We start from the raw sequence: 15,680 nt of genomic DNA, 5'->3' as shown, positions 1-15,680 counted from the left end.
GGTTCAGGCGGTCTCACCTTCGAGGCCCAGCAGTCGCAGCAGGTCGGCGGTCACGACCCGGTACGCCTTGCCCAGCCGGAGGACCTTCACCGGGTACTCACCCCGCTTGGCCAGGGAGTAGCCAGTGCTACGGCCGACGGAGAGAGCGCGGTTGGCGGTGTCGAGGTCGATGGCGGCCGGGAGCGCCAGCAGTTCCTCACGCGACAGCGCCTGGGACCCGCGAGCGGTCTGGGTTGTTGCCATGATGCACTCCTTGCTCTCACCTCGGCGTGTACGACCCCACGAATAGCACAGATGTTGCGGCCACATATTCCCATCGCCTAAGTTGTCGCCATGAGCAATGAAGACTGGGCGAAGCAGCTCACGGCGCGGGTCGCGGAGGAACTGCGGACCGCCCGTAAGGCCGCCGGACTGACCGTGGCGGAGCTTGCCGGCGCCTGTGCCGACCGCGGTCTGCCGGTCCCGGCCACGACCATCACCAACCTGGAGAACGGCCGGCGCCACTCCGTGGACCTGGCCGAGTTCCTGGTCCTGGCCGACGCCCTGGACGTCCCCCCGGTCAGCCTTCTGTACCCCCTGGCCTCCGCGCCCAGCGTGGAGCGGCTGCCGGGCCAGGAGACCTCGACCTGGCAGGCCCTGGCCTGGTTCACCGGCGAGACCCCCACCACCGGCCCCGCCCCAGAGGGCAGCCACCGCGAGCTGCTGGACACCTTCCGCGCCCACGCCGACGCGGTCGCCACCGCCCTGGTCTCCACCTCCCTGGCCAAGGAACGCCGCCGCAAGGCCAGCACCACCCTCGACCCCGCCCGCCGCGCCACCCTTCTGGAAGCCGCCACCGGCTACGAAGAACTGGCCTTCGACGACTGCCGCGAACTGCGCGCCTTCCGCACCACGCTCCGCGAACGCGGCCTGCACCCCCCGGCCCTGCCCGAGGAACTGGCCTTTGTGGACCAGGAGGACACCGAGGACGACCCGAAGGGCGACGAGTGAAAGGCTCCACCTCCCGCCGCTGCTCCTGCCGCGATCCGAAGACCGGCAAGCCATACGGCACCGCATGCCCCAAACGCACCAGCAGACGCCACGGCTCCTGGACCGTGGTGCACGAACTCGTCCCCCGCCAGGACGGCACCCGCCGCCGCTTCCGCCGTGGCGGCTTCGCCACCTCCACCGAGGCCACCGAAGAGCTGCGCAAGGTCGAGGCCCTGCTCGCCATCCCTGAGAAGGACGACGATGCCGGTCTGCTGGCGATCAGCGACCTGCTGGAAGCCTGCGCCAAGACCAAGGAACCGCTGCCCGACTACGACGAGATACGCCGCCGCTTCGCCACCGGCCAGACCCTCAACACCAAAACCACCGTCGGCGAATGGCTCGACCTGTGGCTGGCCGGCAAGAAGCGCCTGCGCGTCGGCGGCCTCAAACGCTACGAGACCGACGTGCGCATCCATCTCAAGCCCCACCTCGGCGACATCCGCCTGGACAAGCTGCGCGTCCACCACATCAACACCATGTTCGACGCCATCAACGAGGCGAACATCGAGATCGCCGAGCAGAACACGCAGCGCCGCGCCGCCCTGGACGAGCTGAAGGCCACCCCCAACCGCGGAGCCGAGAACCGTGCCCACCGCAAACGGCTGCGGGCGGCCATCGCCGCCATGCCACCGTTCCGCCGCACCACCGGCGTCGCCACCCAGCAGCACATCAAGGGCACCCTGCGCGCGGCACTGAACACCGCCATCGCCCAGCAGCTCATGGCCCCCTTCAACCCGGCCGAGCACGTGGAACTCGCTCCCGGCACCAAGCCCAAGGCGCTGGTGTGGACGGACGCCCGCGTCGAGCACTGGCACACCACCGGCGCGAAGCCCTCCCCGGTCATGGTCTGGACGCCCGAGCAGACCGGCCGCTTCCTGGACCACATCGCCGGAGACCGGCTGGAGGTCATGTGGCGGCTGATCGCCTTCCGCGGCCTGCGCCGCGGCGAGGGCTGCGCGCCGCGCTGGATCGACCACGACCCCGCAACCGCATCCCTGGCTATCGCCACCCAGCTCGTCCAGGACGGCTGGGAGGTCATCGAGGGCGCCCCGAAGACCAACAGCGGCATCCGCGTCATCGCCCTGGACGCCGAGACCAACCAGATGCTGCTCGACCACCGCCGCCGCCAGGCCAAAGAGCGCCTGGCCTGGGGGCCAGCCTGGCAGGACACCGGCCGCATCTTCACCGAACCCGACGGCTCCTGGCTCCACCCCGGCAAACTCACCGACCTCTTCGCCCGCCTGGTCGCCGACGCCGACCTGCCACCCATCCGCCTGCACGACCTGCGCCACGGCGCCGCCACCCTCATGCTCGCCGCCGGCGTCGACATCAAGGTCATCTCCGAAACCCTCGGCCACTCCGACACCCGCATCACCCGCGATATCTACCAGTCCGTCCTCGACGAACTCGCCCGAGCCGCAGCCGAAGCCATCGTCAAACTCGTCCCCCGCGCCCACCGCCCCACCAATCCCCGCGACCAGGGCAAGCAGACCGGAAACGAACCCTCCGGCGGCACACGCTCCGCTTGATGAGCAAGGTCTGTTGCTGTGCCCGGTGCCTCCGGGCCGGATCCTCGGCCGGAGGCACCTGTCTCGGCGGCACAGGCCAAAGCTCAGTGACACCCTGGTTCAGTCTGAGCACAAAGGTCTTCCGGCCCTCGACTAGAAGGTAGACGACGAGGTACGTGCCGCACGTAGCGGTCGTCGTCTCGTGAGAATCAAAGAACGAAAACAAGGGCAGATGAGGGAGACCGTTTCACCGTGGACGTCCCGATAGGTCACCCAGTTCAGGCGACGTGTCGTGCCTGCCCGGTGCTAACAGCTGTGTTTTCGCGTGGTCGTCAGCAACGGAGCGCGGTCTCCGCCTGGCTCCGGTTGCCGGTCGTCACGCGAGCGGTTCCGGGAGCTCGAACGTTGACTCGTCCTCGCCGCGCGCCCTAGCGATACGCTCGCGCAACTGATCGATTTGGTTGGTGGGCAGCTTGCTTCCGACCACCATGTAGGTGATCAGGTCAGCGGCGAGATTGTAGTTCTCCTTCTTCGTCAGGATGTTGTGCGCGGAGTTGATGAGGACGTCGCGCCACAGAGGAGCGGTGAGCTTCCAGTCGAGCTCGTAGGTGCGCTCTACGGCGGTTTTCAGGTTCAGGTCAGGATCGGCATTGAGGATCTGGGAGAGCGCCTGGAACAGCACGATGTGGGTGGCCGGCTTGAACAGCAATCCGTAGTCAGCATCCTTGGCGCGCAGCTCGGGGAGAAGCTTGGTGTTGTCCCGGCCGTACTTGAGCTTCGGCATGCCGTCCAGAACGGTCGTCCACCAGCCCTCGACGTGCTCGTATCCCTGGTCCAGGGTCTCCTCTGAGGGACGGACGTGGGTCTTCTTCTCGTTCAGCTCGTCCGCCATGTCGTAGTGCTCAGCGATGATGCGGACGGTCTCGTAGATGGCGCTGAGGGTGGTGAGCTGGGTGCTGCGCTCGGCGATCGTGTTGTTCTTGTAGTTGACCAATGACTCGTTCTTGTGGTTCTTGCCGGCCAGTGGACCACCGTCGTCGGCCAGGCGACGGGTCAAGATGGCGAACCCGTCGTCCTCACTGGTCAGGATGTTGTCGCCGCGACTGGTGTTCTTGGCGTAGCGGTTGACCTTGTTGAAGATCTTCCTCGTGTGCTGTGTGCTGATGCGGGGGACGATGATGACGGTTACCTCGTCATCCCCGACGTCCTTGACGTAGTCACCCTCGACGGTGCGCGCCAGGTGCACCTCGCGCAAGGCGGCGAAACGGTGTTGGCCATCGAGGATGATGCGCTCACCGCTGTCGATGGTCAGGAAGCCAAAGGAGTCCTTAGCCATCGCGGACCGGTACGCCTTCGGCAGGTTCTTGGCAACTTCGCTGAACGACTCGAACTCTGGCTCCTCCTCGGCGTCCAGCAGCAGGATGATGGCGCCAAAGAAGCGGTCCGGTGAGTTGGCCAGGTACGGGGCGATCTCGGTGCGCACGCGGGAGTCGTTGAGATCGCGCTGGAGTCGCTCGGTCAATCCGCTGGTAGCCCATTCCTCCTGCTCGCTCGCTGGCCGGGCAACCTGGACGAGATCGCTCACCTTCATGGTGGTCACGTAGTACGGGGTCGATCCCATCTTGGCGCGGATCGCCGTGTGCAGGGTCGGCATCTCAACTCCCTTGTGCTCCATCACCATCCTACGGCAGGCGGTGGATTGTTTGTGATTCCAGCGGAGTTGTTTGCGAAAACAGGGTCAGACGGTGTACTGATGGTACGTCAGCATTGACGGGTGCACGTGTGGCGGACCCCTCCACAGAGGCGTGCGTACGTTAAAACGGTGACGTACAGATAGAGTAAGGTGACGTTCGCGCCCGCGAGGTTCTCCCCTCAACTGGCTGTGCAGCAAGGGCTGTTCAGCGTGGCGCCCTGACGGTCAGGGCTGGAGGATAGGAGGCGCGAGATGGCTAGGTTCAATGAAAGGAAGCCCAGTCGACCGTGGACCGCACCTGAAGTGGCCCAGGTGGCTATCGGTGTGATCGGGCTGGTCATTGCGCTTGCCGCCATCGTGGTGCAGTGCGTCTCCTAGGCAACTAGGGAGCGTCCACGCGCGAGTACGCCCGGCCGTGGCGGGCCGCTGGATATGCAGCGAGCCCGGCCTCAACCAAGGCGACCGGGCTCGTGTTACTGCAGGGAGGGCCTGGCTCTGGCAGGAGCCGGGCCCTTCTCCCTCTCTGGTACCCGGCCGTGTTGGGCGGCTACCTACAAGTAGGGACTGTACACCAGGCCCGAGGTTCGGCGTAAGGTACAATGCGGGCTGCCAGCGTCTGTATGCACGGGAAGTGTCACTCGGGCCACGTGTCAGCACTGACTTGAGTCAACACCACCTCGCAGACCGGGTGTCTGGGGGATGGTTGCCAAGCCGATTCGTTTGGATCACCCCGCTGGCCGAGGCTGTCGTTCACGGCCTTGTGACGAAGCGCGTCAACACCCTGTCCTTGACCTTCGGCGTCCTCGCCAGCAGGTTGCTGCTCGTCCTGGCCGTTCGTGAGTTCCCCTCCGGGGGACATCGGCCATCCGAATCGGGCGTGGAGCTGTGGTCTTCATCAGCGCCCTCGTGCGGAACGTTCGGCGGCGGCGCATGCGGCCGACGGTCTGACGAGCGGTGCCGCTCCCGACCGAGCCCGCCGCTCGTTGTTCGTTTTGCGCCGTTAAACGTAACGGTGTAGTGCACGTATAAGTCGTGATCAAGGTGTGGCATGGGCTCTGTGGCATGGTCCGGTTGCGTCTTGTGTGACGCGGATCTCTCCTGGACCGTCCGGTGAACATGTCTCGCTGCGCGAGCCCGAGACGGCTGTGGCACCTGACATGATCTCCGGGCCGAGGCCCAGCGGTTCCACACCTTCAAGGCACAGCCTGTTTCTGTCCTCGCCTAGTGCGAGCAGCAGGCTTTCCGGCGCCCAGCGTAAGCGGATCTATTGGGTTGGTGGCCGAGCAATCAGAAAACGGACGAAGGCGGAGTCGGTGTGCATGCTGGCCGCGATGCCAGCGTCCAGCTCGCCCTGGTCATGCCTCTCACCACATGGGCAGGTGCTCCAGTTCTTTGCCTCCATACGAGCGGCCACCGACTCCACTGTGGAAGCCAGTTCCTCAAGCAGGCCCGCCGAGAGCTCGATCGCCTCGTCCTCCTGGGCGGAAGAGAGGGCGGCGCCCAGTTCGGTGATCAAGTCGAGGGCGTGAGTGGCGAGGGCGCTGGTGTGGTCGTTGAGGCCGGCGCATTTGGCGGCCTGGGCGGCGGCCATCACCATGCGGCCCGCTTCCCGGGGGGTGATGGGCACGGTGCCGGTGTCGTGGCGCACGGGGCGGATGGCGTGGAAGGGGGCCGGGCCGGGGGCTCCCTCCTCCGCGATGGCGCGGTCGACGGTGTCGGCGACGGCCTCCGGGGTGACCAGGTGGAGGGCTTCTTCCTCGTCCATGCCGATGCGCTTGGCGATGGTGGCGATCAGGTGGGCGACGACGCCCTGGAGGGCGACCGGCTCGACCTGCATGTCTCGGGTGAGCAGGACCGCGCCGGCTTGTGCGGTGAGAGCCTTGAAGGCCACGGTGTTCCGGAGATCTTCCGCCACGCGGCCACTCTACGGGTGTTTTGTGGGGTGTCTACAAGGAGGGCGATGGCGGACAGCGACCGGGCGTGAGGCGGTTCGGCCACGCCTGTGCACGGGTGCTGGCTCGATGGCCACCCCTTGGCCACCCCTGGGGGTTTGGGCGGGGAGGGAAGCAGTGGAGGTGAGGGGGCGTCAGGGGGAGGGAAGGGTAAAGGCCAGGTCAGAGGGGGTCTGACCTGGCCTTTGGGAGAGCCGCCTAAGGGAATCGAACCCTTGACCTACGCATTACGAGTGCGTCGCTCTGGCCGACTGAGCTAAGGCGGCGGGGCGGTGGTCAGTTTACACGGGGTGGGGGGTGGGGTGCGTCGGGGTCAGGTGCAGGTGGTGTCCGGGGGTGGGGTGGTGCCGGTGAGGAGGTAGGTGTTGACGGCGTCGTTGATGCAGGTGGTGCCGGGGTAGGCGCCGTGGCCGTCGCCGTCGTGGGTGAGGAGGACGCCGGTTTCCAGCTGGGCGGCGAGGGATTCGGCCCAGGCGTGCGGGGTGGCCGGGTCGCGGGTGGTGCCGAGGACCAGGATCGGCGGGGCGTCCGGGGCGGTGATGGGGGCCGGGGTGTGGGCGGAGGGGACCGGCCAGGAGGCGCAGAGCAGGGTGGACCAGGCGAAGTCGGTGCCGAAGGTGGGCGAGGCGCCGGTGAAGTCCGGGAGGGCGGCCTGCACGGCTTCGGGGTCGGCCAGGGCCGGGGGGTGGTCCAGGCAGGCGATGGCCGGGAAGGCGTACATCAGGGTGCCGTAGCTGCCGTCCGGGCCGCGGTCGTGGTAGGCGTCGGAGAGGGCGAGCAGGGGGGCGCCGTCGCCGTCGTCGATGGCGGCGGCCAGCGCGGTGGTGAGCTGGGGCCAGGAGGAGGGCGAGTACAGGGCCATGGCCACGCCGGTGAGGGCGAGGGACTCGGTGAGCGGGCGGTCGGGGTCGTTGGTGGGGAGCGGGTCGGCGTCGAGTTCGGCCAGGAGGGTGGTGAGGGAGTCGGGGGCGGCGAGGGGGCAGGGAGAGGTGCAGGAGGCGAGGAAGGAGGTGAGGGCGGTCTCGAAGCCGGCGGCCTGCTGGAGGTCGGTTTCGTAGGTGGAGAGCGAGGGGTCGACGGCGGCGTCCAGGACCAGCCGGCCGGCGCGGCCGGGGAAGAGACCGGCGTAGGTGGCGCCCAGCAGGGTGCCGTAGGAGGCGCCGTAGTAGTGGAGCCGCTCGTCGTCCAGCACGGCGCGCAGGATGTCGAGGTCGCGGGCGGATTCCTCGGTGGAGATGTGCTCCAGCAGGCGACCGGACCGTTCCTGGCAGCTTTCGGCGAAGGCGGTGAAGGCGTCGAGCAGCGAGTCGATTTCGGCGTCGGTGTCGGGGGTGCGGTCGGTGGCTGTGAAGGCGTCCATGTCGGCGCCGTCCATGCAGGCGACGGGCTCGCTTCGGCCGGTGCCGCGCGGGTCGAAGCCGACCAGGTCGTAGGCGGCGCGGACTTCGGACGGGAAGGCCACGGCGGCGCCGTGCTGGAGGAAGGCGATGCCGGAGGCACCGGGGCCGCCCGGGTTGAGCAGCAGTGAGCCGATGCGCTCCTCCGCGGAGCCGGCGCGGCGGCGGCTCAGGGCGAGCTGGAGGTCTTCGGCCGGGTCGATGTCCGCGTAGTCCAGGGGGACGTTGAGGGTGGCGCACTGGAAGCCCGGTTCGTCGCAGGGGCGCCAGTTGAGTTCCTGCTCGTAGTACGGGCGGAGGCTTTCGGAGACGGCCGGGGCGGCCGTGGCGGTGCCCGGACCGGAGGCGGCGGGGCCTTCGGAGCGTTCGCTGCCGAGGGCGGAACAGCCGGACAGCAGCAGGGCGGTGAGGGCCGCCAGCGTGGTGGCGGTGCGGCGGCGGGGTGCTGGGTGGGGGGTGGCCATGGGTTCCCGGTCGTGGAGGAAGGAGGGAGGGGCGGGGGCGGGGGCGGAGGTGGGGGCGGGGTCAGGCGGCGCGGAGGGTGAGGGTCATGGCTTCCAGGGCGAGGAGCGGGGCGACGTTGCGGTCCAGGGCCTGGCGGCATTCGAGGATCGCTTCGAGGCGGCGCAGGGTCTGTTCGGGGCGGGAGGCGGTGGCCAGGCGCTCCACCGCCGCGGCGCTGTCGCCGGAGGCCAGGGCCGGGGCGGTGCCGAACTGGCGGGCGAGGACGTCGCGGTAGAACGCGGCGAGGTCGGTGAGGGCCAGGTCCAGGGCGTCCCGCTGGGCGCGGGTGGCGCGGCGCTTCTGGCGTTCTTCGAGGTCCTTCATCAGGCCCGCGGTGCCGCGCGGCATGCGTTTGCCTTCGGTGCCGCCGAGGGCCGTGCGGAGGTCTTCGGTCTCGCGGGCGTTGAGCTCCTCGGAGAGCTGGGCGGCTTCCTCGGCGGCGGCGTCGACGAGTTCCTGGGCGGCGCGCAGGCAGCCGCCGATGTCGGCGACGCGTTCGGGGACGCGCAGGACGGCGGTGCGGCGGGCCCGGGCCCGCTCGTCGGTGGCGAGCCGGCGGGCGCGGTCCAGATGGCCCTGGGTGGCGCGGGCCACCTCGGCGGCGGTCTCCGGCTCGATGCCGTCGCGGCGGACCAGGGCATCCGCCACGGCCGCCACGGGCGGGGTGCGCAGGGCCAGCAGGCGGCAGCGGGAGCGGATGGTGGGCAGCACATCCTCCGTGGAGGGGGCGCAGAGCAGCCAGACGGTGCGGGGCGCGGGCTCCTCCACGGCTTTCAGCAGGACGTTGCCGGCGCCCTCGGTGAGCCGGTCGGCGTCCTCCAGGACGATCACCTGCCAGCGCCCGCCGGCCGGGGAGAGCTGGGCCCGGCGGACCAGCTCACGGGTGTCCTTGACGCCGATGGAGAGCAGATCGGTGCGGATGATCTCGACGTCCGCGTGGGTGCCGACCAGGGTGGTGTGGCAGCCCTCGCAGAAGCCGCAGCCGGGCTGCCCGCCCAGCGCCCGGTCCGGGCTGACGCACTGCAGGGCGGCGGCGAAGGCCCGCGCGGCGGCGGTGCGGCCCGCGCCCGGCGGGCCGGTGAACAGCCAGGCGTGCGTCATGGCGGAGCCGGCGAGCGGGGGCTGCTCGCCGCGCTCGTGCGCGGTGACATAGGCGTCGGCGTGCCGGGCGGCGGCGGCGAGCTGTGCCGCCGCCCGGTCCTGTCCGACCAGATCGTCCCAGACTGGCATTGCCGTGTGCCGTGCCCTTCCTGCCGTGACCGTCCCGTGGTGTGCCGCCGTCCGTGCCCGGCTGGTGATCCATTGTGCGGGACGGCACCGACAGTCAGCGGCGGCGTCCGCCCCGGCGGCCCCGGCTGCCGCCGCGGCCGTCGGTGTCGCCGGAGTCTCCCGGGGCGCCCGGGTCGTCGTCCGCGCCGCCCGGGTCACGCTCGTCGTACTCGCGCGGGCCGAGCAGTTCGTCGGCGAGAGTGGGCAGATCGTCCAGCGGGGTCTCCTCGGCCCACGGCGGGCGCTCGGCGCGCGGCAGGCGCGCCGTCTCGTCCACCGGGCGGGCCGCGGGCAGGACGGCCGTCTCGTCCTCGGGGCCGGAGCCGTCCTTCTTCATGCGGGGCAGGACGGTGGTCTCGTCGTCCGGGGAGGCGGACGGCGGCTGCTGGCCGGGCCGCGTGGCCCTGGGCAGCGGGGCGGTCTCCGCCTCCCGAGGCGCCGAAGCGTCCGGCGCCGCGCCGGCCGCGTTCGCCGCCCCGGACGACCCGGACGACCCGGACGACCCGGACGACCCGGACGCCTCGCCGGCGCGCCGGGCCTGCTCGGCCCGCAGCAGGGCCTCCTCGGCCTTGCGCTGCTTCTCCCGGCGCCGCTCCTCGGCCTCCCGGCGCAGCCTGGCCTCCTCCTCGGCCTGCCGCCGCAGCCGCGCCTCCTCCTCCTGGCGGGCCCGTTCCTCGGCCTCCCGCCGACGCCGCTCCTCCTCGGCCCGGCGCTGCATCTCCTCGGCGCGGCGGCGGGCCTCCTCGGCCTGCCTGGCGGCCTCGGCGCGGCGTTCCTCGGCCTCCCGGCGGCGCCGTTCCTCCTCCTCGGCCTTCCTGCGGGCCTCCTCCTCGGCGCGCAGCCGGGCGAGCTCGGCCTGCCGCTCGCGCTCCCGGCGCTCCTCTTCCTCCTTGCGCTTGCGCTCCTCCTCGGCACGCCGCCGGGCCTCCTCCTCGGCCTTCCTGCGGGCTTCCGCCAGGGCTTCGCGCTCGGCGTCGGAGAGCGGCAGCATCTGGTCGAGCCGGTGCCGGGCGGCCGTGGTGACGGACTCCGGATCCTGTCCCGCGTCGATCACCAGATACCGGGACGGATCGGCGGCGGCCAGGGCCAGGAAGCCGGCCCGGACGCGCTGGTGGAACTCGCCGGGCTCGGACTCCAGACGGTCGGGGGCCTCGGTGAAGCGTTCCCGGGCGGTCTCCGGCGAGATGTCCAGCAGCACGGTCAGGTGCGGGACCAGGCCGCCGGTGGCCCAGCGGGAGATCCGGGCCACCTCGGTGGCGGACAGCTCGCGGCCGGCGCCCTGGTAGGCGACGGACGAGTCGATGTAGCGGTCGCTGATCACCACGGCGCCGCGGGCCAGCGCGGGCCGGACCACCGAGTTCACGTGCTCGGCGCGGTCGGCGGCGTACAGCAGGGCCTCGGCGTGGTGGGACAGGCCGCCGGAGGAGACGTCCAGCAGGATGGAGCGCAGCCGCTGGCCCAGCGGGGTGGCGCCGGGCTCCCGGGTGACGACGACCTCGTGGCCCTTGGCCCTTATCCATTCGGCCAGTGCCTCCACCTGGGTGGTCTTGCCGGCCCCGTCCCCGCCCTCGACCACCACGAAGAACCCGCTGTCGGACGGGGCGAGTGCCGGCTCGGGGTCGGCGAAGGAGCGCCGCAGGTCCTGGCGCAGCGGCACGCCGCGCCGGTCGTCGGTGGCGCGCAGCAGCAGCGCGGCGACCGGCAGCAGCAGTACGCCGATGATCATCAGGGCGAAGCCGGCGCCGCCCTGGTCGATCACGAAGTCCCCGCGCACCACCCGGTGGTGCCCGATCAGGGCGGCGAGCAGCGGCCCGGCCAGCGCGGCCAGCGCGATGGCGACCCGCAGCACGGCATGCAGATGCTGGGTCAGCCGGGCCCGGCGGAATTCCTCGGTCTCCTGGTCCAGCAGGGTGTGCCCGGTGCGGGCGGCGACGCCGGCGGCGAGGCCGGTGGCGAGCGCGCAGAACAGCACGGTGGCCGGGTCGGCGACGATGCCGACGGCGAACAGGCCGAGCCCGGTGACGGCGACCGTCACGGCCAGCAGCCGGCGCCTGGTCAGCCCGGGCAGCGCGCCGTGCGCCAGCCGGATGCCCAGCGCGGCACCGCCGGTCAGGGCCAGCACCAGCAGTCCGTAGTAGACCGGGCCGCCGCCCAGCGAGAGGGTGTGCGGCACGGCCAGGGCGACCCCGGCGGCGATGCCGGCGGCCAGCGCGGCGCAGCCGGTGACCAGCAGCGGCACCGCGCCGGTGCGGCCTTTCTCCGGTGCCGTTCCGGCGGACGGCCGGCGCAGCCCCTCCAGCGGGGAGCGCGGGCGCGGGGTCTCGGTGCCCGGCAGCTTGAGGAAGACCAGGCCGGAGACGGAGGCGGCGAAGAAGCCGGCCGCCACATAGGAGGCCAGCGCGGCCTGGTGGGTGTCGAACCACTCCAGGCCGGTGGCCAGCAGATTGCTCACCAGGCCGGCCAGTACCAGGGTGGCGGCGCCCAGCGGCACGGCGAGGAACGCGGTGCGCAGCCACAGGCCGCGCAGCGCCTCGGGGTGATCGGGCAGCGGGCGGACCGCGGCGCCCTCGGGGGGCGGCGGTGGCAGCAGCGCGGGGGCGGCGCTGTCCCGGGTGATCACCCACAGGCGCTCGGCCGCTCCGGTGACGAAGAGGGTCACCAGGATCCAGACGTAGGCGGCGCCCGGGGTCCAGTCGATCCACAGCGGGGCGACGATCAGCGCCACCACCCGGACCGCGTCGGCGCCGACCATGGTCCAGCGGCGGTCCAGCGGGCCTTCGCCGGCGACCAGCCGGGCGAGCGGCCCGAGCAGGACGGCGCCGAACAGCAGGCCGGCCAGCAGGCGGGTGGCGAGGGCCACGGTGAGGGCAAGGAAGAACGCGCGGTCGTCGTCCCCGAAGACTCCGCCGCCGGCCGCGGCGGCCTGGACGGCCAGCAGCAGCAGGGCGAGCGTGGCCACGACGTCGGCCACGCCGCCGGAGAACTGTGCTTCCCACAGCCGGCGCAGATCGGGTACGCGCAGCAGGGCGCGTACCGCCCGCCGCCGGGAGTCCGCCGCGAGCGTCTCGTCGGTGGCGCCAGCGGTGGGGTCGACAACCTGAGGTTGCTCTGCTCGCGTCATTCGGCCAGCGTATCGGTCCGCACCCCGGGGTCCGCCACTTTGCCCGAACATGCGCGCGAGATTGCGGGTCCAGTGTTTTGTCGCTTCGGCGATGTGCCACCGCCGTCGCCGGGACGTCGCTCACGGCGCGCACACCGCATGTGCACCGGGGCGCGCACGCCCATCGCGGGGCGTGCGCGCGGGGGCCGGGCGCCGCCAACCGGGGCGCGTGCCCGGGCCCGTCAGCGTCAGCCGGAGAGGTCCTTGGCCGCCGCCGTCGGCTCGGCGGCCGTCTTCTTCGCCGTGGTCTTCTTGGCCGTGCTCTTCTTCGCGGCCGTCTTCTTCGCCGCGGTCTTCTTCGCGGCCGTCTTCTTGGCCGCGGTCTTCTTGGCGGCCGTCTTCTTCGCGGTCTTCTTCGCCGGCCCCTTGGCCCGCTTCTCGGCGAGCAGTTCGAAACCGCGTTCCGGGGTGATGGTCTGCGGATCGTCGTCCCGCCGCAGCGTGGCGTTGGTCTCGCCGTCCGTCACATACGGGCCGAAGCGGCCGTCCTTGACCACCACCGGCCGGCCGGTGGCCGGATCCTCGCCCAGTTCCTTCAGCGGCGGCCGGGCCGCCGCCCGCCCCCGCTGCTTGGGCTGGGCGTAGATGGCCAGCGCCTCCTGAAGGGTCACCGTGAAGATCTGCTCCTCGTCGGTGAGCGAGCGCGAGTCGGTCCCCTTCTTCAGATACGGCCCGTAGCGGCCGTTCTGCGCGGTGATCTCCTGGCCGCTCTCCGGGTCGGTGCCGACCACCCGGGGCAGGGACAGCAGCCGCAGCGCCTGCTCCAGGGTGACGGTGTCCGGCGTCATGGACTTGAACAGCGAGGCGGTGCGCGGCTTCACCGCGTTCTTGCCGGTCTTCGGCACGTCCTCGGGCAGCACCTCGGTGACATACGGCCCATAGCGGCCGTCCTTGGCGACGATCGGATGGCCGGTGGCCGGGTCGGTGCCCAGTTCCCGCTCGCCGGTGGGTCTGGCCAGCAGCTCCTGGGCCCGCTCCATGGTGAGCTCGTCCGGCGGCAGGTCGTCGGGCACATCGGCGCGCCGGGCCGGGGCGTCCGGCGCCGCGCCGGGCTCCGGCGGCGCCTCCAGATACGGCCCGTAGCGGCCGACCCGCAGCACCACCCCGTCGCCGACCGGGAACGACGAAACCTCCCGGGCGTCGATCGCGCCCAGGTCGGTGACCAGGTCCTTCAGCCCGGCCAGATGGTCGCCGCCGTTCGCCTCCTCGCCGAAGTAGAAGCGGCGCAGCCAGGGCACGGCCTCGGTGTCGCCGGCCGCGATGCGGTCCAGGTCGTCCTCCATCTTGGCGGTGAAGTCGTAGTCCACCAGCTGCCCGAAGTGCTGCTTGAGCAGGTTGACCACGGCGAACGACAGCCAGGACGGGACCAGCGCGGTGCCCTTCTTGAAGACATAGCCGCGGTCCAGGATGGTGCCGATGATCGAGGCGTAGGTGGAGGGACGGCCGATCTCCCGCTCCTCCAGCTCCTTGACCAGGGTGGCCTCGGTGTAGCGGGCGGGCGGCTTGGTGGCGTGCCCGTCCACCGCCATGGCGCGGGCGGCCAGCGGGTCGCCCTCGGCCACGGCCGGCAGCCGCCGCTCGCGGTCGTCCAGCTCGGCGGCCGGGTCGTCGGAGCCCTCCACATACGCCTTCATGAAGCCGTGGAAGGTGATGATGGTGCCGGAGGCGGTGAACTCGCAGTCCCGGCCGTCGGCGGCGGCCCCGCCCACCCGGACGGTCACCGACTGGCCGGTGGCGTCCTTCATCTGGGAGGCCACGGTGCGCTTCCAGATCAGCTCGTAGAGACGGAACTCCTCGCCGCGCAGCCCGGTCTCGGCCGGGGTGCGGAAGCGGTCGCCGGAGGGGCGGATCGCCTCGTGCGCCTCCTGGGCGTTCTTCACCTTGCCGGCGTAGGCGCGGGGCCGCTCCGGCAGATAGTCGGTGCCGTAGAGCTGGGTCACCTGGGCGCGGGCCGCGGCCACCGCCGTCTCGGACAGGGTGGTGGAGTCGGTCCGCATATAGGTGATGAAGCCGTTCTCGTACAGCCGCTGGGCCACCTGCATGGTGCTCTTGGCGCCCATGCCGAGCTTGCGGGACGCCTCCTGCTGCAGGGTGGTGGTGCGGAACGGTGCCGAGGGGGAGCGGCGGTAGGGCTTGGAGTCCACCGAGCGGACGGAGAACGCGGTCCGCTCCAGGGCGGCGGCCAGGGCGCGGGCGGCCTGCTCGTCCAGGTGCAGCACACCGGTGCTGCCGCTCTTGAGGCGGCCGTCCGGGCCGAAGTCGCGGCCCTGGGCGACGCGCCGGCCGTCCACCGTGACCAGCCGGGCGGTGAAGGTCCCCGAGTCGCCCGCCGGTTCCGGGTCCCGGGCGAAGGTGCCGGTGAGGTCCCAGTACTCGGCGCTGCGGAAGGCGATCCGTTCCCGCTCCCGCTCCACCACCAGCCGGGTGGCCACGGACTGCACCCGGCCGGCCGACAGCCGGGGCATGACCTTCTTCCACAGCACCGGGGAGACCTCGAAGCCGTAGAGGCGGTCCAGGATGCGCCGGGTCTCCTGGGCGTCCACCAGCCGCTGGTTCAGCTCCCGCGGATTGGCCACCGCGGCCTGGATGGCGTCCCGGGTGATCTCGTGGAAGACCATCCGGCGGACCGGCACCTTGGGCTTGAGCACCTCCTGGAGATGCCAGGCGATGGCCTCGCCCTCCCGGTCCTCGTCGGTGGCGAGATAGAGCTCGTCGGATTCGGCGAGAAGCTCCTTGAGCTTCTTGACCTGGTCCTTCTTGTCGCTGTTGACGACATAGAGGGGCGCGAAGCCCGCGTCCACATTGACCCCGAGCCGGGCCCACGGCTCGCCCTTGTACTTGGCAGGCACCTCGGCGGCGCTGCTCGGCAGGTCGCGGATGTGCCCGACGCTGGCCTCGACCACATAGCCCGGGCCGAGGTAGCCCTTGATCGTCTTGGCCTTGGCAGGCGACTCGACGATCACAAGTCGGCGTCCGCCCTTCGCGGTGTCGCTGGTCGGGGACAACGTCTTCTCGCTCTTCTCTCTCCGGTCGGTGTCGGCCCTTCCGGGCTCACCCGGGCGGCGGCCCGGGAACATACGGCTGTCTGCGGAGTGTGACGGTACCTCCCGCATGCGTGTCAAACGGGAATACCCCACAACGCCTTCCGACGGTAACCGAACGACCGGC

General features: G+C 71.2%; 9 protein-coding genes and 1 tRNA gene. 2 read left to right on the top strand and 8 right to left on the bottom strand.

Annotation, left to right across the window (positions count from 1 at the left end):
* Window positions 1-3 precede the first annotated feature (3 nt).
* Complete coding sequence (locus tag BM242_RS10885) at window positions 4-243, bottom strand: hypothetical protein (RefSeq protein ID WP_093838532.1); 240 nt, start codon at window positions 241-243, stop codon at window positions 4-6.
* A gap of 90 nt (window positions 244-333) precedes the next feature.
* Here BM242_RS10885 and BM242_RS10880 point away from each other — a divergent pair, with 90 nt between their 5' ends.
* Together BM242_RS10880 and BM242_RS10875 are read left to right on the top strand one after the other, a co-directional pair.
* On the top strand, window positions 334-990 hold the full coding sequence (locus BM242_RS10880; RefSeq protein ID WP_093838531.1) for a helix-turn-helix domain-containing protein: 657 nt from the start codon (window positions 334-336) through the stop codon (window positions 988-990).
* Window positions 987-2,558, top strand: a complete 1,572-nt coding sequence (locus BM242_RS10875) for a site-specific integrase (RefSeq protein WP_093838530.1) — start codon at window positions 987-989, stop codon at window positions 2,556-2,558. The genes BM242_RS10880 and BM242_RS10875 overlap by 4 nt, the downstream gene beginning before the upstream one ends.
* Window positions 2,559-2,913: 355 nt before the next feature.
* Here the strand turns inward: BM242_RS10875 and BM242_RS10870 are convergent, their stop codons facing one another.
* From BM242_RS10870 to topA, 7 genes are all read right to left on the bottom strand, one after another.
* The gene (locus BM242_RS10870; protein ID WP_175541355.1) at window positions 2,914-4,191 is read right to left on the bottom strand and encodes a DNA sulfur modification protein DndB; all 1,278 of its coding nucleotides are present in this window, start codon (window positions 4,189-4,191) and stop codon (window positions 2,914-2,916) included.
* Between the two features lie 1,303 nt (window positions 4,192-5,494).
* Entirely contained in the window at window positions 5,495-6,145 is a 651-nt protein-coding gene (locus BM242_RS10865; RefSeq protein WP_139238312.1) for a hypothetical protein, read from the bottom strand.
* Between the two features lie 229 nt (window positions 6,146-6,374).
* A tRNA-Thr gene (locus BM242_RS10860) sits at window positions 6,375-6,448 on the bottom strand.
* 47 nt (window positions 6,449-6,495) lie between these two features.
* Window positions 6,496-8,043 carry an alpha/beta hydrolase gene (locus tag BM242_RS10855; RefSeq protein WP_093838527.1) on the bottom strand — a complete coding sequence of 516 codons (1,548 nt, stop codon included), beginning with the start codon at window positions 8,041-8,043 and terminating at the stop codon, window positions 6,496-6,498.
* Between the two features lie 61 nt (window positions 8,044-8,104).
* Window positions 8,105-9,313 carry a DNA polymerase III subunit delta' gene (locus BM242_RS10850; RefSeq protein WP_093838526.1) on the bottom strand — a complete coding sequence of 403 codons (1,209 nt, stop codon included), beginning with the start codon at window positions 9,311-9,313 and terminating at the stop codon, window positions 8,105-8,107.
* Window positions 9,314-9,407: 94 nt separating this feature from the next.
* Window positions 9,408-12,473 carry a dTMP kinase gene (tmk, locus tag BM242_RS10845; protein WP_093838525.1) on the bottom strand — a complete coding sequence of 1,022 codons (3,066 nt, stop codon included), beginning with the start codon at window positions 12,471-12,473 and terminating at the stop codon, window positions 9,408-9,410.
* 227 nt (window positions 12,474-12,700) lie between these two features.
* Entirely contained in the window at window positions 12,701-15,517 is a 2,817-nt protein-coding gene (gene topA, locus BM242_RS10840) for a type I DNA topoisomerase (RefSeq protein ID WP_093838599.1), read from the bottom strand.
* Window positions 15,518-15,680: the final 163 nt, after the last annotated feature.

The sequence above is a fragment of the Streptomyces aidingensis genome (genome assembly GCF_900112355.1).
Taxonomy (GTDB): domain Bacteria; phylum Actinomycetota; class Actinomycetes; order Streptomycetales; family Streptomycetaceae; genus Streptomyces; species Streptomyces aidingensis.
This window is presented reverse-complemented; position numbering and strand designations above follow the sequence as displayed.